Genomic DNA, 22221 nt, shown 5'->3' with positions numbered 1-22221 from the left:
GTGATTACCGCCACCGTGATTGCCGCCACCGTGATTGCCACCACCGTGATTGCCGCCGCCATGGTTGCCACCGCCGCCAGGATTTTCTCCACCACCGCCAGGCGTTTCACCACCACCACCGGGAGTTTCACCACCACCGCCAGGATTACTGCCGCCACCGCCCGGATTGCTGCCACCACCGCCTGGATTGCTGCCACCACCGCCAGGGTTGCTGCCACCCGTTGACCCGCCGCTTACCCCGCCGGTATTTCCCGCCGCGGCGCTGCCACCAGCAGATTTGCCACTGTTGGAGCGGCTGCCGCTGCGGTTGTTTCTACCACCTTCGTGGTCACTATCCCTGCTGAAAGGCGTGATGATTGCCGCCGTCGTCAGAGGCGGGCACATCTCGAGTTGCTTTTTTGAAAGGACTGCCCGCTTGTTCAACGCGAAGCAGCATTGAGCAGCATTGTCCTGCGTCAGAGTACGGCATTGTGCGGCGCTCGCAAACAATGACCGCTTGGTTTGAGCATAGGCCGTTTCACTCTGACTGAATGTTGCTACGAGACCCAAGGTGGAAATCGCTACTATTGCGAAGAAACCACTGCGCCTTCCACTTTTGTTATTATTGTTTGTTTTACGCATTTCACATTTCCCCATGAGTTAACTTACGCAAGCAACTCACCATACTAGGAAAATGTTTTGTTTTTTCACTTAGCCATTGATGGCTTTATTGCTTGGTGAATATGTAGCGGCAATAATATTTGCTTCATACTTAGAAATCGTGCTTAGAATTGGTATAAAAAGATTGATGCAATATTTCAGGATATACCCTATTATCTAATTCGAGAGTACGCGCCGGGTGCAGGGCGCAGTTTGTTTTAGTGGATACTTTCATACCCTTCATTTGTGACGGTAAGCGTCAAAAGTCGTGAAAACATGCCGTAACAGCATGTTAATAGTCGATTCACAAGTTCACTGCGTAGAACACGATTTTAACGAATTAAGGCGCATGTTCGTCCTGCCCATTTGTTGGAGAGCACGCATGATTCGCAAATATTTCCTGATGGCTGTCACAGCCCTGTCATTGGCTGCCACAATGCCGGCCTTGGTACATGCAGGAGGCACCGAAATGCAGCTCAAAGGGAAAGGCTTCGGTCCACCGGCCTTTCATTCGTTCTGCGGGCGCCTTGCGAGCCTCTGCAACACCAGATCCGGGGCCAAGGTGGTGCAATTGACCGAAGAGAGAAGGCACCAGCTGCAGACCGTCAACATCGCTGTCAATTCTAGCATCAGGCAGCAAAGTGACATGCAGACCAACGGCGTCGAAGACCTCTGGACTATCCCGACGAAGGCCGGCGACTGCGAGGACTTCGCAATCTTGAAAAAACGCGAATTGATGAAACGTGGCTGGCCCGCGGCATCTCTGTTGCTAACGGTGGCGCGCCTCCCATTCAGCAATGAGGGTCATGTCGTGCTTACCGCACGTACTTCGGCGGGCGACCTTATCCTCGACAGCCGCAGCAATTCCGTAAAGGATTGGTCGAGTACCTCGTATCGTTATTACGCGCGGCAATCGCAGCGATCTGCCGGCTGGGATCGTATCGGCAAAGCCATTCCTGTTACCAACACCGCCAAGCTGAAAGGTCCCGCCCCCCGCACGGCGAATGTCAAATTGCCGGACCAGGGGCTGCTTGAAGTATCTGCACTCCGTTGATCCTGTAGGTGCCGTCAGGTAGTTTGACAAGTTGATAGACCGCGGTCCAGTCCTTGCCGTCTGGCCCGGTGATCAACACTTCCTGGATTACCTGATCGCCGGCAACCTTGTTCCGTCCGAACGCAAAATTGCCCGGTCGGTATACCGGCTGATAGGCTCGTTTGACCATCTCAAAGAACAGTTTCTGGTTGGGAAACTTGCCCTGGATGGCGGGAGAGGCGAAGGAATACGCCGTTGATGCATCGTCATTGAGAAACTCTGTTATCTGGTTGCGGATAATCGATTGCGCCGTATCGATCGGTTCCTCGGCACGGGCCATACCGTTCCACATCAGCAGTCCACCTAAGGCCAACCCATACGATAAAGCCCGGAGCATGCGCGTCCTCCTCATGCACCTCGCCGCAGGCAGCTGTCACTTTCTGCGTCAAGCGACATTGCTATTGCAGCAGAACTGGGGAAAAAGTACCGCCACAGCACCGCTCTTGCAATGAGGCGTGTCGGGCTGCCGATACGGACATACAATCCCAATGACCATCCCGCATGAACCCGACCATCCGGCGATCTGACCCATGAGCGGTGTTGGCGAGACTGAAGATTCGGTGCAATCATCCTACTGGCGACAAAATCTCGTTGTCTGCCTGCTCGGATCGTTCACCACGATCGTGGCGATGACACTGATCCTGCCATTTTTGCCACTCTATATCGAACAATTGGGCGTCAAGGATCATGCAGCGATCGTCCAATGGTCGGGTGTGGCCTATGGCGCCACTTTCTTTACCGCAGCCCTGGTAGCCCCGCTTTGGGGTCGGCTGGCAGATCTCTACGGCCGAAAGTTGATGCTCATCCGCGCCAGCCTCGGTATGGCCATTGCCATGTCGTTGATGGGCATGGCGACCGATGTCTGGCAGCTTGTCTTTCTGCGCCTGCTGACCGGATTGCTTGGCGGCTATGCTTCGGGCTCGACCGTACTCGTCGCCACGCAAACGCCGAAGGCGCGCACGGCGTGGGCGCTCGGGATGCTTGCCTCGGGCATAATGGCAGGCAATCTTGTTGGACCACTGATTGGGGGCGCATTGCCGCCGTTGATCGGCATTCGCCAGACCTTCTGGCTCGCAGGTGCCGTGATATTCATCACTTTCCTGGCAACAAGCCTTTTCATCAAGGAAGAGTGGCGCTCGCCGAAGTTGCTCAAGGGTCGGAGCGCGGGAGGATGGGCATCCATCCCGGACAAGCGTCCGGTGGTCGTCATGCTTCTGGCGGGTCTGCTCCTGATGCTCGCAAATATGTCGATAGAACCCATCATCACCGTTTATGTAGCGCAGCTGGTCGATGATCCTTCGCGCATCACGCTTGTTGCCGGCGTCGTCATGTCCGCGGCGGCACTTGGCAGCATCCTGTCAGCCGCGCGCCTCGGCAAACTGGCCGATCGTATCGGTCATTGGAATGTCATCGTTGCGGCGCTAGCCGTATCCGCCCTGTTGCTCATTCCTCAGGCCTTCGTCACGCAGGGCTGGCAGCTGATTATCCTGCGCTTTTTGATGGGGCTTTCGCTTGGCGGCCTCCTGCCCTGCATTACTGCCGTGATCCGGCACAATGTTCCAGATAATGTCGCGGGCAACGTCCTCGGATACGCTACTTCCTCCCAATATGTTGGTCAGGTTCTCGGGCCATTGGCGGGGGGATTCATCGGCGGCCATATCGGCATGCGTGCTGTGTTTCTTGTTACATCCATCCTTCTGGCGGGAGGGGCCGTCTACGGCTGGTTGGTGCGTCCGAAAGTTCGGTGATATCCTTGCGGAATGTCATGTGATTCGAACCAACGATGATCAAGAATATTTCGTCCAATTGTCATGGAACCAGACTGACTCCCGACGCATTACTGTGATCAGCTCAGCCGAGCATTCGAGCAAAGCTGGACTGTCCGACATCCATGGAGGAAGTAATGAACGACAAGCGTTTTCCCATCCCCGTTATGGTTACTCTTGGAGCTACCGGCCAACGCGCCGTTTCCAGCGTATGGGAAGCGATAGAATGCCTGCGAACCTACTGGCCTTCTAAGAAAGGCCCCAGCTACAGAAGAGCATTGCAAACCTGCCTCGATGCTCTTGATGGCTGGAAACCCGCGCACAAGGCTCGCCATGCCTTTATCAGTGCCGCACGTGAAGCGGGCATTTTCCTCGATCCAAGACTGCACTAGTCGTAACCGGCGGCGTCTGCCGCCGCCTTGAACTCAAATCAACGTACATTGGCACGTGCGCGTGGGCGCCTCTCGTTCATTTCATGGCTGAAAATTGCCGGTGGCAATGGTGTGCGCTGGCGAATGATATCGGCGCCCTTCTCTCCCATCATAATTGTCGGCGCATTGGTGTTGCACGATGGAACACGCGGCATCACCGAGCTGTCGCAGACGCGCAATCCCTCCAGTCCACGGACTTTCAGCTCCAGGTCGACGACGGCCATGGGATCCGTACCCATCTTGCACGTTCCGACAGGATGATGGTCCGTCTTGGCGTTGGCACAGCCATAGTCGAACAGTTCTGCATCTGAATTGTATTTCGGCCCAGGTAGGCGCTCGGCCATGACAAAGGGCTTCAGCGCTGTCTGACTCATGATCTCGCGTGCGATCTTCAATCCCTCAATCGACATCTTGCGATCATGGGGGTCGCTCCAATAGTTGGGGTCAATCAGTGGCGTAGACGTGGCATCATCCGACTGAAGCCGAACGGTGCCGCGTGACCGCGGATGCAGATAGGCTGAGTTGAGAGTGACCCCGGCATTTTTCAACCGTTCGACGCCGGCCTCGATACCGGAACCAAGTCCCAGGTGGAACTGGATGTCAGGCGAGCGCGCGTCCGGATCGGCATACCAGAAGCCGCCGGTTTCGAACAGGCTCGACGCTACCGGTCCGGAGCGGAAGAGTACATATTGCAGCCCTGCCCATAGGGTCCGATGCAATTTGGCCACCCCATCATAGGTGTGATCTCCCGTGCATTCGCAAATGACAAAAAGATCAAGGTGGTCCTGCAGGTTCTCACCCACACCCGGCAGATCGTGCACAACCGGCACTCCGACGCCTTTCAGATGGTCCGCAGGACCGATGCCGGACTGAAGCAGCAGCTTCGGCGATCCGATCGCTCCCGAGCTTACCAGCACCTCCTGATTTGCCCGGACCAGCTCGCGCGAACTGCCATTGATGATTTCCACACCGATGGCGCGCTTCCCCTCCACCACGATCCTCGACACCTGCGCACCCATGCGGACCGTCAGGTTCTTTCGTTCCCGGACTGGTGCCAGATAGGCCATCGATGCCGAAGACCTGCGGCGATTGCGCTGGGTCAGCTGATAAAATCCGACGCCCGCCTGCTGCTGGCCATTGAAGTCGTGGTTATAAGGAATACCCAATTCCTGTCCTGCCCGAATATAGGCATCGCAGATGGGCAGAGTCGCTGCCGGCATCGAAACGCCGAGTGGGCCGCCATAGGCGTGGTAGTCGTCAGCATAGCGCTGATTGTCCTCAGCCCGTTTGAAATAGGGCAACACGTCACGATAGCTCCAGCCCGCACAGCCCTCCTCTTTCGCCCAAAGATCGTAGTCGGTTGCATTGCCGCGAGTATAAAGTTGGGCATTGATACTTGAACCGCCGCCAATGACCTTTGCCTGCGTATAGCGGAGGACGCGATTCTTCATGTGCTTTTGCGGCACTGTCTCCCATCCCCAACTCGCGACGCCCTTGGTCATCTTGGCGAAGCCGGCGGGCATGTGAAACAGCGGGTTCCAATCCCCGCCGCCCGCTTCCAGCAGAAGAACAGTCACGGACGGATCTTCGCTAAGCCGGTTGGCAAGTACGCAGCCCGCAGGACCAGCGCCGGTTATGATATAGTCGTAATTCATCTCAAAGCCTGCTTATCGAAAGGGCGCCATCAGCATTGATGATTGAGCCCGTTGCAAAATTGAAATCACCACCGGCGAGCGCCGCAACGATGCGGCCAAGATCGTCTGGCTCGCCCCAGCGTTTCATGGGCACGTGCCCTCCGGCGATCAGCTTGTCGTATTTGGCGGCAACCGCTGATGTCATATCCGAACGAATAATGCCCGGGCGTACATCGAAAACACTGATATCCTGGTCGGCCAGCCGTAGCGCCAAACCTTGGGTGAATGCGGCAAGCGCTGCCTTCGTCATGCAGTAATCTAGGCGATCGGGCGATGTCATTTCGGCGGATATGGAAGTGATATTGATGATTGACCGCGGTGCGGCATGGTCCGTCTGAGCCAGCATGGCCTTCAGAACGCTTTGCGTGAAGAAAACCGTTCCGCGCAGGTTGATAGCGAAGATCACATCATAGTTCTCTGGCTTGAGCTCAAGAAAGTCGCCGCGTACCTTGGACCCGATACCTGCATTATTGACGAGGCAATCCACACGGCCGTAGCAATCCATGACAGAACGGACTGTCTGATCATGCCCGGCAAGGTCGGCAATGTCGGCTTCAACGTACAATGCCGATGCACCCAGTGCCTCCAGGGCCTGGACGGCAGCATAGCTTGCGTCATCGCGCACGATATCGGTGATCGCGAGATCGTATCCTCGTGCGGCCAATGCTTTGGCGACACCGAGTCCGATGCCGCGCCGGGCTCCTGTGACGAGTGCGACGGGCTTCATCACGCCAACTCCTTCTTCACAATATGGTCAGCAACGCGCAGTGCCTGGGCCGCGATCGTAAGCGCGGGGTTGACGGCAGCTGACGTCGGTAAAAACGCGGCATCGACCACAAAGAGATTGGGATGCTCATATGCCCGGCAGAAGGTATCGAGCGGCGCTAGTCCTGGATCTGTTCCCATGCGGACGGTACCACATTGATGCGAGGGCGTTTTGCGGTCGAAGGCTTTGGACAAGACCAGCGGAAATCCGGCCTCACGCAAAACGCCCTTGATTTGCGCCACCAGTTTCTGGTGCGCAGCCCAATTGCTGCGAATCCATTGCAGAATGATCTTGCTGCCATCGACGCGAACCCGGCTCTCCGGCTTTGGAACATCTTCGCTCATGGCCAGGAAATCGACAGTATGGGCGCAGAAGCGGCTGAGAGCCCATTCAGGCACGAACTTGAGGTCGGACTTCAGTACCGGCGCACTGATACGCCCAAGCAGTTGCACATTTCCGAGTGGCGGGCCACCCTTGCCATCGGACAAATAGAAATCGTTGAAACCGAAAGTCTTCTGGTAGACCGAATCGTTCCTGAAACGATGATCAAAACCGAGCACGGCTGAAAGATTGTGATTCATGAAATTGCGCCCGACCTGATCTGACGCGTTGGCAAGACCCGATGGATGGGCGCTGTTGGCCGAACGTAACAGCAAGACCGCAGACTGAACGGCGCCAGCCGAGAGAATAACAAGCTTCGGTCTCAGGACGTGGCTGACACCGCCCCTTTCGTAATGCACCTGCGTAATCATCGTGCCGTCGGGCGCAGTTTCGAGCCGGGTAACGCGCGAATTGGTCTGGAGCCTGACGTTTTTGTGTTTCAACGCCGCGGCCAATCCCGTCGTCTCGGCATCCATTTTGCCGTTGAAACTATTCGGGTGCGCATCCCATGGCGTCTTTCCGCGCGCGAGCCAGGTCTCTATATCGACACCCAATGGCAGGGATGCGGGGTGGACACCCGCAGCTCTCAACCTTTGCCGCAGCACAGCAACGGCCGGCTCGTCGGGTACAGGTGGAAAATCGTAAGAAGTCGAGTGATGTGGCTCGGTCGGATCCTCACCCAAAGCACCCCTTACCCGGAACAACGACTCTGCCTTGCCGTACCATGGTTCAAGTTCGCCGTAGGGGAACGGCCAGGCCGGAGAGACCCCTTCCAGGTGCTGCATCTCTGCGAAATCCTCGGCACGATAACGTGTGAGCACCGCACCGTAGAACTTCGAATTCCCACCCACATTGTAGTAATTGCCCGGGTTGAAGGCTTGGCCGGTCTCGTCATACCAGCTTTCCTTCGGCCGGAAGAAACCTCGCTGGAAAATCGCACGAGGATCGCGGTTTTCCGGGCGATCGGGCAAGTGATCGCCGGCCTCAAGAATGAGTATTTCCGCCCCGGAACCCGCCAGTCCGGCGGCCACAGTGGCGCCGCCAATACCCGAGCCTATGATGACGATATCAGCGGCTGTACCCGGTTGCAGTTCGGAGCTCATGGTTTCGATCAGGTGCCGATACGCAATTGCGATTGCGGATCGAAGAACACGGCCTTGTCCAGATTGAAGGCAAGCTGCGTCTTCTGCCCGGCGGCGATCGGGGCATCGGCGCGCAGGCGTGCAACGACTTCCTTGCCGCCAAGCTTGGTCACCGCAAACGTGTCAGAGCCCGCAGGCTCGACGACCTCGATCAGGCACTCGCCTTCAACGATAGAGCCGGCATTGCGATCGGCGCCATCCGGATCGGTCAACGCCTCGGGACGAATCCCGAAAATGACGTCCTTGCCTGCGAAACTGACCAAGGCAGTGTTGGTATTCTTTATTGGCAAGCGCAACGGAGCTGCATCGGGCCGTTCGAGCACGACCTGCAAGGCGGAAGCGTCCCCGTCAATCTTGGCCTTCAGCAAATTCATCGCCGGCGAACCCATGAAGTCTGCGACAAAGAGATTGGTGGGATTGTTATAGATCTCCGCAGGAGTGCCGAACTGCTGGAGGACACCATCCTTGAGGACGGCGATCTTGCTGGCGAGTGTCATCGCTTCGATCTGGTCGTGTGTCACATAGACGATCGTGGTCTTCATGCGTTGATGCAGGCGCTTTATTTCCGTGCGCATGTCGACACGCAACTTGGCATCAAGGTTGGACAGGGGTTCATCGAAAAGGAACACCTGGGGGTTGCGCACCAGTGCCCGACCCATGGCCACGCGCTGGCGCTGGCCACCGGAGAGCTGGCTTGGCTTGCGCTCGAGCAGGTGACCGATTTGCAGCATGTCCGCAACCTGCTTGATGGCCTTTTCGCGTTCCGGCTTCGGCACTCCGCGTATCTCCATCCCGAAAGCAATGTTTCCGCCTACGGTCATGTTCGGATAGAGCGCATAGGACTGGAACACCATGGCGATATCGCGCTTGGACGGGTGCAGGCCGCTGATCGATTTCCCCTTGATGGAGATGTCGCCGGAAGTGATGGGCTCCAGCCCGGCGATCGTATTGAGCAGCGTAGACTTGCCGCAACCGGAGGGGCCGACCAGGACGAGGAAACCGCCTTCGTCGATCTCGATATTGATATCCTTGAGGATCGGCACATTGCCGTAGGATTTATGCAGGTCTTTGATCTGGAGAAATGACATTGATTTATCCCTTCACGGCGCCGGACATGAGGCCGCGGACGAAATAGCGTCCGGAAACGATGTAGACGATGAGAGTTGGCAGCGCCGCGAGAATGGCGCCTGCGAAATGCACGTTATATTCCTTCACGCCCGTCGATGAATTGACGAGGTTGTTGAGCGCAACCGTCATCGGCGTGCTGTTGAAACCCGAGAACGATGCACCAAAGAGGAAGTCGTTCCAGATGTTCGTGAACTGCCAGATGACGGATACGACAATGATCGGACCCGACGATGGCAAGAGTATCCGCCGGAATATCTGGAAGAAGCTGGCGCCATCGATCTGAGCCGCACGAACGAGCTCCGTCGGGAACGCCTCATAATAGTTGCGGAAATACAGCGTCGTGAATCCCAGGCCATAAATCACATGGACAAGAATCAATCCCTGGATCGTGCCCGCCAGCCCAAACAATCCGAGCATTCTTGCCATTGGGATCAGCACGATCTGAAACGGAATGAAACATCCAAGCAGTAACATGCCGAACATCAGGTTGGAGCCCGGGAACCGCCACTTGGTCAGGACATAACCGTTCAGCGCTCCGACGACAGTCGATACGGCTACTGCCGGGACGACCATGAGGATCGAATTGATAAAATAGGGTCTCAGACCTGTTGGTTGCACACCAATCTGGGCCGTCGACCAGGCAGAGAGCCATGGTTCAATCGTCCATTGACGTGGCGGCGACAGCATTCCTCCTTGCCGTATTTCTTCAAGCGGCTTCAGTGAATTGACGACCATCACATAAAGCGGCAGCAGGTAGTAGAAGGCGAAGAGCAGGAGCGCCGTATAGATCAGCGCGCGTGTAAGCTTGCCGCTGGAAATGGCATTTTCCGGACTTTGGGCGCTCATTTCCGGTCTCCCCGTACTTCAGAATAAAGATATGGAATGATGATCGAGAAGATCATGATGAGCATGATGATCGCCGACGACGCGCCGATGCCCATTGAATTGCGGGTGAACGTATAGGAATACATGAACGTCGCAGGCAATTCGGTGGCCTGACCCGGACCGCCGCCCGTCAACGCTATGACTAGGTCATAAGCCTTGATGGCGAGATGGGCGAGCACGACGAAGGCCGAGAGGAAAACTGGCCGCATGAGCGGAATGATGATGCGGCGATAGATCAGGCCAGTCGACGCGCCGTCGATTTGCGCGGCCTTGATGATCTCATTGTCCACCCCGCGCAAACCCGCCAGGAACATGGCCATGACAAACCCGGAGGACTGCCAGACCGCTGCGATCACGACCGTATAGATGGCCATTTTGCTGTCCTTGATCCAGGTGAAGGTGAAGCTCTCCCAGCCCCATTGATGCATGGTATTCTGAAGGCCGATACCTGGATCGAGAAACCACTTCCACGCGACACCGGTCACGATGAAGGAAAGTGCCATCGGATAAAGATAAATCGGGCGAAGAAAGCCCTCGATGCGGATCTTTTGATCCAGCAGGATCGCAAGCCCGAGACCGATCACCGTACAGATGATGATGTAGAGTGAAGCGAATATGCCAAGGTTGGTAATGGCACGCCACCAGTGCGGCAGAGCCCATAGCTTGCGATAGTTCTCCAGGCCGACGAAGCCGTAGGACGGCAGCATCTTGCTGTCTGTGAACGACAGCAGGCCGGTATAGGCGATGAAGCCGTAAACGAAGACCAGAACGATCAGAAAGCTCGGTCCCAATACCAATTTTGGTATTAGATCCTGTATGCGGCTGCGGGTATCCATAGCCTCACCCCTTGATTCATTTCGAATTTTTATCGTTGCCGCAAAGCGTCGCGGGAACCTGTCCGGGACGCTGGCGCCCCGGACAGAAACTCAGGACTATTTCGCTGCATCAACAGCGGAAACAAGTTCCTTGACTGCATCGTCCGATGTCAGCTCGCCGTTGAACTGGCGGGTAACGACGTCATAGATTGCATTCTTCACAGCTGCCGGATTGGCGTGACCATGGGCCATGGACCCATAGAGCGTGCCAGCCTTGTTGGCTTCGGCAAGATCCTTGATCGCCTTCTTTCCGCAAGCATCGAAGTCCGTGTCCGGAACATCGGTACGTGCCGGGGCCGATCCCTTCACGACATTGAAGGCTGACTGGAACGTCGGGCTTTCAATGGCTGAAGCCATGACGAGCTGCGGTGCGCGCTGCGCATCGCTGACCTTGAACATGGCGAACTGGTCGGAGTTGAAGGTAACCGAACCCTGGGTGCCCGGGAAGCGCATGCAAACGAAGTCTTTGCCTGGCTCCTTCTTGGCCTTGACGAATTCACCCTTCGCCCAGTCGCCCATGAACTGCAGACCCGCCTTGTTCTCGATGACCATGGCGGAAGCAAGATTCCAGTCTCGGCCGGAGAAATTGTCGTCCACATAGCCGCGAAGCTTGGTCATGCGATCGAAAGCTTCCTTCATCTTGTCGCTTCCGAGGGCTGCCGGGTCGAGGTCGATGAAGGCCGACTTGTAGAAGTCATTGCCGAGAGACAGCACGACGGCATCGAAGATTGTCGCGTCCTGCCATGGCTGACCACCATGGGCGATTGGCGTGATGCCCTGCGCCTTGAAGTTGTCGAGAAGAGCAATCAGCTCGTCCCAATTTGCGGGCTCTTTGCCACCGGCCTTGTCGAGGGCAGCCTTGTTGATCCAGATCCAGTTGGTCGAATGCACATTGACCGGTGCTGCGATCCAGTGACCGTCATATTTGGAGAAGCCCTGCAGGGCCGTTGGGATCACAGCATCCCAGCCCTCCTTTGCGGCAATATCATCGAGATTGCCGAGGGCACCCTGTTTTGCCCAATCCAGAATGTCGAAACCGAGCATCTGCACGGCCGTTGGCGGATTGCCAGCGGTGACACGAGCACGAAGGACAGTCATGGCTTCCGTGCCGCCACCACCGGAAACCGGCATGTCCGACCAGGAAATGCCCTTGGTTTCGAGATCTTTCTTCAGCACTTCAAGCGCCGTTGCTTCGCCGCCGGATGTCCACCAATGCAGGACCTCGACGTTATCAGCCGCACGGGCCATCGTTGCCGTACCGAGCAGCATGGCTGCCGCAGCAACCGTATTCATCCACTTTTTCATTTCAGCCTCCCACGAGAAAAAAGAGATAAAACTTGATAGTTCCCGACCGAAGTTTCCCCCAGGTCCGGGGCATTTCTACAATATGCAGAATGGCTATTACAATCGATTTAATTCCCTGACCATACTACTTTCCTCCTACCGATGTGCATGTTCAAGGTCTTGGTCTCGGTATAGTCCTCAACCGCATGCCTGCCGAGCTCCCGCCCGAGGCCGGATTGCTTGTATCCGCCAAATGGTAGCTCCGATGCCCCATCCATGAATGTGTTCATCCAGACGGTTCCGGCCCGCACTCGCCGGCCAACCGTCAGGCATGTATCGAAGTCACGGCTCCACACGCCTGCTGACAGGCCGTAATCAATCGAATTTGCAATATTGATGGCGTCGTCCAGCGTTTCGAATGTGAGTACCGACAATACCGGCCCGAATACTTCTTCGCGCGCCACAGCCATTTCGGGCTGGACCGACGAAAGGATCGTTGGGGACATGAATTGCCCCATGCCAAGGTTGATCGGAGCCCCACCGTAGCTGAGATTGGCTCCGGCCGCCTCCGCAGTGCGCACATATGAGTCGACCTTGGCGAGGTGTTCCGGCGTGATGATCGCACCGACCTTGGTCTGCGGGTCAAGCGGGTCGCCGACCTTCACCTTTGCCGAGAGCGCCGCAACGCGATTCACGACCTCGTCGGCAATATCGCGGTGCACGATGAGGCGGGATCCGGCATTGCAGCATTCGCCGGCATTGAAGTAAGCGCCGAAGACCGCAGCGTCGATGAAGTCGTCCAGCTCGGCATCCGGAAAAACGATCTGCGGATTCTTGCCGCCGAGCTCCAAAGACACCTTCTTGAGCGTCTGGGCGGCATTGCTCATGGTCAATTTGCCTATGAGGGTGGAGCCCGTGAATGACACCATGTCCACATCGGGATGTGTCGTCATTGGCGCACCGACTTCCGCTCCTGTACCAGCAACGATATTGACCACGCCCGCCGGTACGCCGGCTTCCATCAGGATCTCGCCGAGCAGCAATGTCGAGCCCGATGTCAGTTCGGATGGCTTGACGACGGCAGTGCAACCGGCAGCAAGTACGAAGGGAAGCTTTTGACTGACGATAAGAAACGGAAAATTCCAGGGCGTGATGATGGAGACGACGCCGATCGCCTCCCGCAATACGACACCGAGCGTTCCGTCGCCCAGCGTATTGTAACTCTCGCCGTGCAGGTCACGTCCAAGGGCAGCCGCATAGCGCCAGATGTCGACGGCTCCCCCAAGTTCAGCCTTCGCCTGACTGATTGGTTTGCCGGATTCGATACAGTCCAGATAAGCCAGTTCGTCGGATCGTGCATTGATGATATCCGCGGCCTTGAGAATAATATTCGATCGCTCCGCGCCGGTCATGCGTGACCAAGGCCCGTTGTCAAATGCATTGCGGGCTGCCGCAATCGCCCGCTCCGCATCAGCTCTGGTTCCCGCGTGGTATCGCGAAACCACTACGTCGTGCCCCGGACTCCTGCGCTCGATAATGCCGCCTTCGGCACCGTCGCTCCATCGGCCGTCGATCAGCATCTGGAATTCGCGTATTTTGAAATTGTCGAGTGGCTTTGGGCGCACAAGAACTGTCATTACCATTCTCCCTTGAACACGGGCTCGCGCTTTTCAGCAAATGCTGAAACACCTTCCTGAAGGTCCGCTGTCTTTGCGACGAGTATCGATCCAAGTGCCTCTACCGCCGTACCATTATCTTCGTCACTGGCCACTGCGACCATGAGCTTTGCTACCTCGACGGCCGCCGGACCGCGCTTGGCAATCCGCTCCGCATAGGCCTGCGCCGTCTTTACCGCAGCGCCTGTTTCAACCACGTGATCAACCAGTCCAAGCCCAAGGCCCTCTGTCGCGCTGAAGATTTCACCGCCGAGTGCCATGCGGCGAACGACCTGAGCACCAAAGCGCCGGACAAGTCGCTGTGTGCCCGACCACCCAGGAACCATGCCAAGGCCGGTTTCCGGCAGGCCAAGCCTGATCTGGGTTTCCGCTATGCGAATATCGGCAGCGGCTGCCAGTTCCAGTCCACCACCCAGGGCATGGCCATTGAGTGCCGCAATCACCGGCATGCGCAATGTCGCAAGACGCTCGAACACGCGGTGACCGAAGCGCACCCAAGCATGGCCGAACTCGTTCGGGGTCATGGCGGCCCAAGCCTTGATATCGCCACCTGCCGAAAACGCCTTTCCGGCCCCGGTCAGGATAGTGGCACGGATGTCAGCATTGCCTTCGACCGTGTCGCAGGCAGCACTCAAACCCTTCAGCATGTCGATGTCGAATGCGTTGAGTTTGTCCGGACGCGACACGGTTATTGTGGCGACCGGACCGGTGAAGGTGACTTCGATTCGCGGATCAGCCATTGAGCGTCCTCACCGGTTTTTGCGGCAATTCGAGGCCGAACGGTGCCGCAGCAAACAGGCGGGCATCCATCAGCTTGAGGTCACGTGCGACGACCAAGGGGAAATCCGACTGATCAAGGATGTGGCTCTGCAGATCGACGCCCGGAGCTATTTCCGTAAGCACCAGCCCCTCAGGCCGCAAGACCATCACACAGCGCTCAGTGACGTAGGTGATGTCCTGACCCTGTTCGATAGCGCGCCGGCCGGAGAACGTGACATGCTCGACTTCATTGACAAGCTTCTTCAGCTTGCCTTCCTTCTCGATCATCAGCTTTCCCCCGTCGACATGCACCTTGGCGCCGGCATTGAACATGCCGGAAAATACAATCTTGCGTGCCCTTGCAGTTATATCGACAAAGCCGCCCGCGCCTGCGGTGACGTGGGGACGGAAGCTCAGTTTCGATACGTTGACTGACCCGGTCTTGTCGATTTCAAGAAACGACAGGAGCGAGGCATCGAACCCGGCACCCTGGAAATAGGTGAACTGGTGCGGCGACGGCACAAATGCTTCGGCATTGGATGCGCAACCGAAGGCGAAGTCCAGCAATGGTATGCCGCCGACTGGCCCCTGCTCGATGACCCAGGTCACCGCACCGTGCAAGCCCTCTTCGAGGAGAATTCGGGGCACATTGGCGGAGATGCCAAAGCCGAGATTGACGGCGCTGCCAGCCTCAAGTTCCATCGCGACGCGGCGCGCAATCACTTTCTGGATATTGAAATCCGGCAGTTCGAAATCTGCCAGCGGATGAAATATCTCACCGGATATCGCCGGATCATACAATGTTTGTGTGGTCTGCTTCTGGTCAGGATCGACGACGACGTAGTCGACAAGGATACCTGGAACACGGACATCATGGGGCTTCAGCGAGCCGCTCTTCGTGATCCGCTTGACCTGCGCAATGACGATGCCGCCATTATTGCGAACAGCCAGTGCCTGATCGAAACCGCCGAGATAGGCGCCCTCATGCTCATAGGTAAGGTTGCCGCGCTCATCCGCTGTCGTGGCGCGAATGATCGCGACATGCGGCACGATCGGCTTGAAGAAAAGCCATTGCTCGCCCTCGAACTCGATCTTACGAACGACCGGCTCCTTGGCGGCAGAACTATTCATGGCACAGCCCTGCCGGTCCGGATCTACGAAGGTATCAAGGCCGACCTTGGTAAATACACCGGGACGCTTGGCTGCCGCTTCGCGATGCATATCGAACAGAATGCCCGACGGAATATTGTAGGCGGCAACTTCGTCATTGCCGATCATCTGCCAGATCAGCGGCGGTTCTGCCGAGGAAGGTCCCGACGGGTAGGAGCCGCCAATGATCTTTTTCAAAAGCCCCTTCCTGGCGATATGGTCGATGCCCTTGATACCGCTCATGTCACCGGCAGCGATGGGATGCAGTGTGGTCAGATCGCGTGGATGCCCCGTTTCCTCAAAACGCGCTCCAATGGCCTTCAGCATCAAATCAGGACAGCCAAGTCCGCTCGACGAGGAAACCGAAACGATGGCACCGTCGGGAATGAGACTTGCGGCCTCTTCAGGGGTTATGTGCTTGTCCATGCTTATATTTCTGCTTTCAAAGTCCCGGATTGATTTGCTGGACGGTTCCCGTCTTCGCGGCTTCTGCCACCGCAAGTCCGGCCGCCAGCGACCAGACACCATCCTCACCGCTTGCCGCCGGCTTGCCATTGCCGGCAATGGCCGCATGGAAGGTCGCAATACCTGTTTCATAGAGATTCTTGTGGTCGAGCTTGAGCTCGGTTTCGCCATCGGCATTGCGAAGCACCACCGTCCCGGCCGGACGCTGCGTCATCACGTTGCGGCCGACGAGCGAGCCCTCCGTGCCGTGGACTTCGAAGCCCGTTTCGGAATATTTGGTGGTGAACCCGTCGTGGAACATGGCGATAAGTCCGGACTTGAACCGCATGACGCCCATGACCGCATCCTCCAGCCCGGCCTTGGCAAGTCCGCTTTTCTGGGCGGAGGCGATGGCCTCGACAGGATCATCTCCGAGTACATAACGCAGCGTATCGGTGTCGTGCACGGTAATATCGAGGATCACCCCGCCACCGGCCTCGGGGCGGTCCAGCCGCCAGCCCTGCAGGTGCGGCGGCAGATAAACCGCATGGAACACCTTGGCTGCGAGCGGCCTGCCGATCTTGCCTGCGGCAATGGCGTCGCGCATCGCTGTGTGGCTTGCGGCATTGCGCAGGTGGTGGTTGGTCGCAAACACCACGTTGGCAGCGCGGCAAGCTGCAACCATCGCCCTTGCATCAGCCAGACTTGTCGCCAGCGGCTTTTCGCAAAGGACATGTTTTCCGGCCTTGGCGGATGCCAGAACCTGATCCCTGTGCAGTTCATTTGTCGTGGAAACGTAGACAGCATCAATCGGTTGATCGTTGAGCAAGGCATCAATGCTAGTCATGGAATGGGCAATTGCGTGATCTGACGCATATTTTGCACCGCGTTCCGCATTCGTACTCATCACGGAGACGATCTCACCGCCACTCGCGCGAATTGCATCAATAACCCATTCATGCGCAATGGTGCTCGCACCAATCAATCCCCAGCGTATCATGCGATTTCCTCCGCTTGCTTGACAGGTGTGCCACAGCTTTGCCGAACAACGAGCCGCACCGATGTCACGATCGTTTCCTGATCTATCTGTCCCGAATTGATCTGCTTGAGCAGCAGTTGCGCAGCCCGCTGGCCCATGCCCTGCGGGTCCACGGAAACGGTTGTCAGCGCCGGAACCGCGGTCTTGGCCTCGATGACATCGTCGAAGCCTATGACACCAAAGCCTTTTCCCGGCTCGATATTGTTGGCACGCAGCCCGTCGCAAACGCCGAAAGCGACAGCATCATTGAAGCAGAGTGCCGCGGTGGGGCGCCGGGGAAAGGTCATCATGCGTTCAACGCCGGCTACGCCCCCGGCGCGCGATGGCGCGGAATGGATGATAAAATTCTCGTCGAGCGGAATGGCCGCCTCAACCAGCGCATCGCGATAGCCGCGGGCGCGGTCGGCAAAGACCGCCGTATCGAGGAAGCCGCCGATAAAGGCGATGCGGCGATGGCCGAGCCCGATGAGATGACGGACCGCGACCTTCGCGCCTGCGTAGTTGTCGGACAGCAGCGTCGAAACCTTCGCCCCCGGCATATTGCGCACGACGACGACGACGGGGACACCGCTCTCGACCAAGGGCTTGATATCATTGGCTTCCGTGCCGCGGGCCGGGGAAAGGATCAATCCCGCAATCCCGTTTTCGCGCATGGATGCAATGACCTGACGCTGCCTGTCGATGCTCTCGCCGCTATGGGCGAGAAACTGCACATAGCCGGCCGACTGGACCACAAGATCCATGCCGACAGCGAGTTCCGCAAAGAAACTGTTGGTCAGGTCGTTGACGACAATGCCGACAATTTTCGACTTCGATTGACGGAGATTGGCCGCGCCGCGATTATAGACATAACCGAGATCCCTGATGAGGCCACTGACCTTTTCGCGCGTTTTTTCATTGACCAGCGGGCTGCCCTGGAGAACCAGCGACACAGTGGATTTCGACACGCCGGCGGCGCGCGCAATGTCCACGATGCTTGTTCGGGTTCTGCTCAAGACGAAATCTCCTCGTGCTTTCTACTTAATTGGAACGTTCCAAATTAGTCAAGTGTTTTATTGCCGAACAACCGGGCACAGCGAAATTGCTCGCTTTGGTTGAATTTTTGGATCGAATTTCGTGCATCATGGTGAGATTCGACGATTTAGGTTCCATTTTTTGGCAATTTCGTCTTTTATCTTGTTTTTTGGATCGTTCCAAATTATGAAGCGTACATTGAAAGGGAGCAATGCAGATGACCCTCAGCCTCAGATTGCCCGGCACCGACAGTACAACCCATGATTACAGACTTGTCGGCAAGCCCATCGCCAGACCGTCGGCGCCTCCGGTCTTCAGCCGCATTGCCTACGCCGCTGCTCATGTGGTTTCCGATCCGGCCCGCGATGCGAACCCTTGGGGTGCTCCAGCCATCGATTGGGATGCGACCATGGCGTTCCGCCACCACCTGTGGTCCCTCGGTTTCAAGATCGCCGAAGCGATGGATACCGCCCAGCGTGGCATGGGCGTCGATTGGGCGGGCGCCCGCGAACTCATTCGCCGGTCGTTGGCGGAATCGCGGGCCGTTGAAGGCGCGGACCTTGCCTGCGGAGCAGGTACGGATCAACTCGCGCCAGCGGACGCCTCGAATCTTCAGGACGTGATCGACGCCTACGAGACGCAGATCGGATTCGTCGAGGCCGAAGGCGGACGGGCCGTGATGATGGCGAGCCGGGCTTTGGCCGCTACTGCGCGCACCGCGGACGATTACAGGAAGGTCTATGGTGAGATCCTGCGCCAGACCAGGGAGAAGGTCGTCCTGCACTGGCTCGGGGACATGTTCGATCCGCTATTGGCCGGCTACTGGGGTTCATCGTCATTCGAGGAGGCGCTGGAGACCGTTCTCGCCATCATCAACGATAACAGACACAAGGTGGAAGGCATCAAGATTTCCCTGCTCGACAACCGGCGGGAAGTCGAGTTGCGCGATCGGCTGCCGGATGGCGTGCTCTGTTTCACCGGCGACGATTTCAATTATGCGGAACTCATCGAAGGCGACGGCCAGCGATTCAGCCATGCGCTGCTCGGCATATTCGACGCCGTCGCTCCGTCGGCGTCGAAGGCCCTGGCGCATCTTGCCCAAGGCGAGACCCAGGCCTTCCGCGCCGTCATCGAACCGACCGTGCCATTGTCGCGTAAGATCTTCGAAGCGCCGACGCAATATTACAAGGCCGGGGTGGTCTTCCTTGCCTGGCTCAACGGCCACCAGAGCCATTTCACCATGCCGGGCGGGATGCAGTCCGCCCGCGGCATCATGCATTATGCGGACATCTTCCGGCTGGCCGATCAGGCCAATGTCCTGGACAAGCCTGAACTTGCAGTCGGCCGGATGCGGAGCCTGCTACAGGTTTATGGTGTTTGACGACAGGACGGAATTTTCAACCTGCCGGACCTGCGAACAATATGAGGTTCCCGTCCGGATCCAGCACAATGAAGTTTCTGGCGCCCCACGGCTCCTTCCTGATCGTCTGATGGAACGTTACGTGGTTGGCCTGGAAGTCGAGGAATAGCTGCTTGAGCGCATCGCCAGTGTCGACAGTGATCGCGGCGGCAAGCAGATGTTCGCGCTCCCGTATGTCACCTTGGAACACCGGCTCGCGCACCTGCCGCAGCGCGAGCTGAGCCTTGTCGCGAACGACTTGCCCGTAAAATGGCGGATCGCCGTAGACGAAGTCGACCGTGAACCCCAGACTGGCGGTGAAGAAGTCACATGATGCCTGGATATCGGCGACGAAGAGTTGTGCCGAGGTGGAACTGAGGAAGGGGCCGTTTGTGGTCCGTTCGATTGGCTTACTCATGGATTGGGCTCCTGATTTGAGCGCCAGCCATCCCTCAAATCCCATATGACGCGCTACAAGTTCCTGCGCGTCGCTGAGTTTGAAGCTCGCTTTCAGTATCTCGCCATCATCGAGATGATGAAACCGTGGCAAGACAGCCCTGATTTCAGCGGCTACCGGGTAGTATCCTTCCCGATGCCAACGCAAATACTGCTTGGCTTGCTTCTTTAGGTTGTCAAGATTCGGCATGGGCGCATCCATTGTTGAATCACGGAGGCGGGCATTGCCCTTTCGACGTTGCGTCGATGCACCCTACACAGCGCCCCGATATTGTTTCGGCCATTGTCGCTTTGTCAATCATCCGATCGCAGCCGTGTACGTCATTCTGGTTTGGCGCAGCCATCAACGAAAAAGGGGCGGCGCCAAAGCGCCACCCCCTTCCCCGCTCCAATAGATTTGAAGCTTACTTGTTCCAGCTCTTGACCAGCTCATCGTAATTGACGGTCTGTGGCTTTTCCTTTTCGTTCTCGACCTTCAGCTGCGGTGCAAGATTGCCTTTCTTCACGGCATCCGCATTCCAGTAGGCAAGGTCATGCTCTTCCGCCAGTTTCGGACCGATGTCGCCCTGCACGCCCGATTTCTCGAGACGTCCAAGCACCTTTTCCTGTTCCTCGCACAGCGAGTCCATGGCTGCCTGTGCAGTCTTGGCGCCCGACGAGGCATCGCCGATTGCCTGCCACCACAACTGAGCCAGCTTCGGATAGTCAGGAACGTTGGTTCCGGTCGGCGACCACTGCAGACGAGCTGGCGAGCGGTAGAACTCGATCAGGCCGCCGAGCTTCGGTGCCCGGTCGGTGAAGGACTTGTGATCGAGCGTCGACTGGCGGATGAAGGTCAAGCCGACGTGGCTCTTCTTCACGTCCACGGTCTTCGAGGTGACGAACTGAGCATAGAGCCATGCGGCCTTGGCGCGATCGTCCGGCGTGGACTTCAGCAGGGTCCAGGAACCGGCGTCCTGATAACCGAGCTTCATGCCGTCCTTCCAGTAGACGCCGTGAGGTGACGGAGCAAAGCGCCACTTCGGCGTACCGTCCTCGTTGACGACCGGCAGGCCGGGCTTCACGAAGTCGGCGGTGAACGCCGTATAGGTGAACATCTGCTGGGCAACCTCGCCCTGCGACGGGACAGGGCCCGATTCGGAGAAGGTCATGCCCTGCGCAGCGGCCGGCGCATACTTCTTCATCCACTCCAGGTACTTCTCGATCGAATAGACCGCGGCCGGGCCGTTGGTGTCGCCACCCCGCGCCACACACGAGCCGACCGGACGGGAGTTCTCATCGACCTTGATGCCCCATTCGTCGACCGGCTTGCCGTTCGGGATGCCCTTGTCGCCGTTGCCGGCCATCGATAGCCAGGCGTCGGTGAAGCGCCAGCCGAGCGACGGGTCCTTCTTGCCGTAGTCCATGTGGCCATAGACCTTCTTGCCGTCGATCTCGCGGCCTGTGAAGAACTCGGCGATATCTTCGTAGGCCGACCAGTTGACCGGCACGCCGAGATCGTAGCCGTACTTGGCCTTGAAATCCGCCTTGTTCTTCTCGTCGTTGAACCAGTCATAGCGGAAGAAGTAGAGGTTCGCGAACTGCTGGTCGGGAAGCTGATAGAGCTTGCCGTCCGGCGCCGTCGTGAAGGACTTGCCGATGAAGTCATCGATGTCGAGGTCCGGGTTGGTGACATCCTTGCCTTCATTCGCCATCCAGTCGGTCAGGCTGCGCGCCTGCTGGTAGCGCCAGTGGGTGCCGATGAGGTCCGAATCGTTGATGTAGGCGTCGTAGACGTTTTCACCCGACTGCATTTGTGTCTGCAGCTTCTCCACGACGTCACCCTCGCCGATCAGATCATGGGTGATCTTGATGCCGGTAATATCAGTGAACGCCTTGGCGAGTGTCTTGGACTCATATTCATGGGTGGTGATCGTCTCCGACACCACCTTGATGTCCATGCCTGCAAATGGTTTTGCCGCATCGACAAACCATTGCATTTCCTTTTCCTGCGCCGCCCGATCCAGCGCCGACATGTCGCCGATTTCCTTGTCGAGAAAGGCTTTGGCTTCGTCCATGCCGGCATAGGCACTGCCTGCGCCGAACAGCAGTACGAGAGCTGTTGTTGTCGTGAGTACTCGCGTTCGCATTTTTAGTCCTCCCAGAGTTGCGATTGCATCGTCAGGTGCGTGGCGGAATGCCCTGCACCTTATTCTTTAGAC

At 57.5% G+C, this 22221-nt stretch carries 20 protein-coding genes; 4 read left to right on the top strand and 16 right to left on the bottom strand.

What is annotated here, in order from left to right; genetic code table 11:
- A partial coding sequence (locus K9U38_RS21750; RefSeq protein WP_224496449.1) for a hypothetical protein occupies window positions 1–218 on the bottom strand: 218 nt, incomplete at its 3' end.
- Window positions 219–1021: 803 nt separating this feature from the next.
- Between K9U38_RS21750 and K9U38_RS21745 the strand changes: the two genes are divergently transcribed.
- Complete coding sequence (locus K9U38_RS21745) at window positions 1022–1693, top strand: transglutaminase-like cysteine peptidase (RefSeq protein WP_370632031.1); 672 nt, start codon at window positions 1022–1024, stop codon at window positions 1691–1693.
- Here K9U38_RS21745 and K9U38_RS21740 read toward each other — a convergent pair.
- On the bottom strand, window positions 1647–2069 hold the full coding sequence (locus tag K9U38_RS21740; RefSeq protein ID WP_370632030.1) for a DUF4864 domain-containing protein: 423 nt from the start codon (window positions 2067–2069) through the stop codon (window positions 1647–1649). The genes K9U38_RS21745 and K9U38_RS21740 overlap by 47 nt on opposite strands.
- Before the next feature lie 193 nt (window positions 2070–2262).
- Between K9U38_RS21740 and K9U38_RS21735 the strand changes: the two genes are divergently transcribed.
- Complete coding sequence (locus tag K9U38_RS21735) at window positions 2263–3480, top strand: MFS transporter (protein ID WP_224496448.1); 1218 nt, start codon at window positions 2263–2265, stop codon at window positions 3478–3480.
- 155 nt (window positions 3481–3635) lie between these two features.
- The gene (locus K9U38_RS21730) at window positions 3636–3890 is read left to right on the top strand and encodes a DUF982 domain-containing protein (protein ID WP_224496447.1); all 255 of its coding nucleotides are present in this window, start codon (window positions 3636–3638) and stop codon (window positions 3888–3890) included.
- Between the two features lie 38 nt (window positions 3891–3928).
- On the opposite strand, the gene K9U38_RS21725 is transcribed toward K9U38_RS21730, so the two are convergent.
- From K9U38_RS21725 to K9U38_RS21670, 12 genes are all read right to left on the bottom strand, one after another.
- Window positions 3929–5584, bottom strand: a complete 1656-nt coding sequence (locus K9U38_RS21725; RefSeq protein WP_224496446.1) for a GMC family oxidoreductase — start codon at window positions 5582–5584, stop codon at window positions 3929–3931.
- A 1-nt stretch (window position 5585) separates the two neighbouring features.
- Window positions 5586–6350 (bottom strand): 3-ketoacyl-ACP reductase, encoded by a 765-nt coding sequence (locus tag K9U38_RS21720; protein WP_224496445.1) that lies wholly within the window; start codon window positions 6348–6350, stop codon window positions 5586–5588.
- A complete protein-coding gene (locus K9U38_RS21715; RefSeq protein ID WP_224496444.1) occupies window positions 6350–7873 on the bottom strand; it encodes a GMC oxidoreductase in 1524 nt (507 codons plus the stop codon). The genes K9U38_RS21720 and K9U38_RS21715 overlap by 1 nt, the downstream gene beginning before the upstream one ends.
- An 8-nt stretch (window positions 7874–7881) precedes the next feature.
- Window positions 7882–9000: an ABC transporter ATP-binding protein gene (locus tag K9U38_RS21710; RefSeq protein ID WP_224496443.1), complete on the bottom strand. Its 1119-nt coding sequence runs from the start codon at window positions 8998–9000 to the stop codon at window positions 7882–7884.
- A 4-nt stretch (window positions 9001–9004) separates the two neighbouring features.
- Window positions 9005–9886: a carbohydrate ABC transporter permease gene (locus K9U38_RS21705; RefSeq protein ID WP_224496442.1), complete on the bottom strand. Its 882-nt coding sequence runs from the start codon at window positions 9884–9886 to the stop codon at window positions 9005–9007.
- Entirely contained in the window at window positions 9883–10761 is an 879-nt protein-coding gene (locus tag K9U38_RS21700; RefSeq protein ID WP_224496441.1) for a carbohydrate ABC transporter permease, read from the bottom strand. The genes K9U38_RS21705 and K9U38_RS21700 overlap by 4 nt, the downstream gene beginning before the upstream one ends.
- A 96-nt stretch (window positions 10762–10857) precedes the next feature.
- Window positions 10858–12105, bottom strand: a complete 1248-nt coding sequence (locus K9U38_RS21695; protein ID WP_224496440.1) for an ABC transporter substrate-binding protein — start codon at window positions 12103–12105, stop codon at window positions 10858–10860.
- Window positions 12106–12212: 107 nt separating this feature from the next.
- A complete protein-coding gene (locus K9U38_RS21690; RefSeq protein ID WP_224496439.1) occupies window positions 12213–13721 on the bottom strand; it encodes an aldehyde dehydrogenase family protein in 1509 nt (502 codons plus the stop codon).
- Window positions 13721–14500 (bottom strand): enoyl-CoA hydratase/isomerase family protein, encoded by a 780-nt coding sequence (locus K9U38_RS21685; RefSeq protein WP_224496438.1) that lies wholly within the window; start codon window positions 14498–14500, stop codon window positions 13721–13723. The genes K9U38_RS21690 and K9U38_RS21685 overlap by 1 nt, the downstream gene beginning before the upstream one ends.
- Window positions 14493–16094 carry an acyl CoA:acetate/3-ketoacid CoA transferase gene (locus K9U38_RS21680; protein WP_224496437.1) on the bottom strand — a complete coding sequence of 534 codons (1602 nt, stop codon included), beginning with the start codon at window positions 16092–16094 and terminating at the stop codon, window positions 14493–14495. The genes K9U38_RS21685 and K9U38_RS21680 overlap by 8 nt, the downstream gene beginning before the upstream one ends.
- A gap of 16 nt (window positions 16095–16110) precedes the next feature.
- Window positions 16111–17112: a Gfo/Idh/MocA family protein gene (locus K9U38_RS21675; protein WP_224496436.1), complete on the bottom strand. Its 1002-nt coding sequence runs from the start codon at window positions 17110–17112 to the stop codon at window positions 16111–16113.
- Entirely contained in the window at window positions 17109–18146 is a 1038-nt protein-coding gene (locus K9U38_RS21670; protein WP_224496435.1) for a LacI family DNA-binding transcriptional regulator, read from the bottom strand. Before K9U38_RS21670 ends, K9U38_RS21675 begins: the two co-directional genes overlap by 4 nt.
- 236 nt (window positions 18147–18382) lie before the next feature.
- Here K9U38_RS21670 and K9U38_RS21665 point away from each other — a divergent pair, with 236 nt between their 5' ends.
- On the top strand, window positions 18383–19546 hold the full coding sequence (locus K9U38_RS21665; RefSeq protein ID WP_224496434.1) for a dihydrodipicolinate synthase family protein: 1164 nt from the start codon (window positions 18383–18385) through the stop codon (window positions 19544–19546).
- A 16-nt stretch (window positions 19547–19562) separates the two neighbouring features.
- On the opposite strand, the gene K9U38_RS21660 is transcribed toward K9U38_RS21665, so the two are convergent.
- Window positions 19563–20210, bottom strand: a complete 648-nt coding sequence (locus K9U38_RS21660) for a VOC family protein (protein WP_224496433.1) — start codon at window positions 20208–20210, stop codon at window positions 19563–19565.
- Between the two features lie 214 nt (window positions 20211–20424).
- A complete protein-coding gene (locus tag K9U38_RS21655; RefSeq protein ID WP_224496432.1) occupies window positions 20425–22149 on the bottom strand; it encodes an ABC transporter substrate-binding protein in 1725 nt (574 codons plus the stop codon).
- Window positions 22150–22221 lie beyond the last annotated feature (72 nt).

Origin of the sequence: Phyllobacterium lublinensis (assembly GCF_020164435.1) — a bacterium.
Taxonomy (GTDB): Bacteria; Pseudomonadota; Alphaproteobacteria; order Rhizobiales; family Rhizobiaceae; genus Phyllobacterium; species Phyllobacterium lublinensis.
The sequence above is the reverse complement of the archived record's forward strand: the minus strand, read 5'-3'. Positions and strand labels throughout refer to the sequence as shown.

Bases quoted from the DNA above. Each gene is read 5' to 3' on its own strand.
- K9U38_RS21655 (WP_224496432.1), bottom strand. From the start codon at position 22,149: ATGCGAACGCGAGTACTCACGACAACAACAGCTCTCGTACTGCTGTTC.
- K9U38_RS21720 (WP_224496445.1), bottom strand. From the start codon at position 6,350: ATGAAGCCCGTCGCACTCGTCACAGGAGCCCGGCGCGGCATCGGACTC.
- K9U38_RS21740 (WP_370632030.1), bottom strand. From the start codon at position 2,069: ATGCTCCGGGCTTTATCGTATGGGTTGGCCTTAGGTGGACTGCTGATG.
- K9U38_RS21690 (WP_224496439.1), bottom strand. From the start codon at position 13,721: ATGACAGTTCTTGTGCGCCCAAAGCCACTCGACAATTTCAAAATACGC.
- K9U38_RS21735 (WP_224496448.1), top strand. From the start codon at position 2,263: ATGAGCGGTGTTGGCGAGACTGAAGATTCGGTGCAATCATCCTACTGG.
- K9U38_RS21715 (WP_224496444.1), bottom strand. From the start codon at position 7,873: ATGAGCTCCGAACTGCAACCGGGTACAGCCGCTGATATCGTCATCATA.
- K9U38_RS21730 (WP_224496447.1), top strand. From the start codon at position 3,636: ATGAACGACAAGCGTTTTCCCATCCCCGTTATGGTTACTCTTGGAGCT.
- K9U38_RS21725 (WP_224496446.1), bottom strand. From the start codon at position 5,584: ATGAATTACGACTATATCATAACCGGCGCTGGTCCTGCGGGCTGCGTA.
- K9U38_RS21660 (WP_224496433.1), bottom strand. From the start codon at position 20,210: ATGCCGAATCTTGACAACCTAAAGAAGCAAGCCAAGCAGTATTTGCGT.
- K9U38_RS21700 (WP_224496441.1), bottom strand. From the start codon at position 10,761: ATGGATACCCGCAGCCGCATACAGGATCTAATACCAAAATTGGTATTG.
- K9U38_RS21675 (WP_224496436.1), bottom strand. From the start codon at position 17,112: ATGATACGCTGGGGATTGATTGGTGCGAGCACCATTGCGCATGAATGG.
- K9U38_RS21705 (WP_224496442.1), bottom strand. From the start codon at position 9,886: ATGAGCGCCCAAAGTCCGGAAAATGCCATTTCCAGCGGCAAGCTTACA.
- K9U38_RS21710 (WP_224496443.1), bottom strand. From the start codon at position 9,000: ATGTCATTTCTCCAGATCAAAGACCTGCATAAATCCTACGGCAATGTG.
- K9U38_RS21680 (WP_224496437.1), bottom strand. From the start codon at position 16,094: ATGGACAAGCACATAACCCCTGAAGAGGCCGCAAGTCTCATTCCCGAC.
- K9U38_RS21745 (WP_370632031.1), top strand. From the start codon at position 1,022: ATGATTCGCAAATATTTCCTGATGGCTGTCACAGCCCTGTCATTGGCT.
- K9U38_RS21665 (WP_224496434.1), top strand. From the start codon at position 18,383: ATGACCCTCAGCCTCAGATTGCCCGGCACCGACAGTACAACCCATGAT.
- K9U38_RS21685 (WP_224496438.1), bottom strand. From the start codon at position 14,500: ATGGCTGATCCGCGAATCGAAGTCACCTTCACCGGTCCGGTCGCCACA.
- K9U38_RS21695 (WP_224496440.1), bottom strand. From the start codon at position 12,105: ATGAAAAAGTGGATGAATACGGTTGCTGCGGCAGCCATGCTGCTCGGT.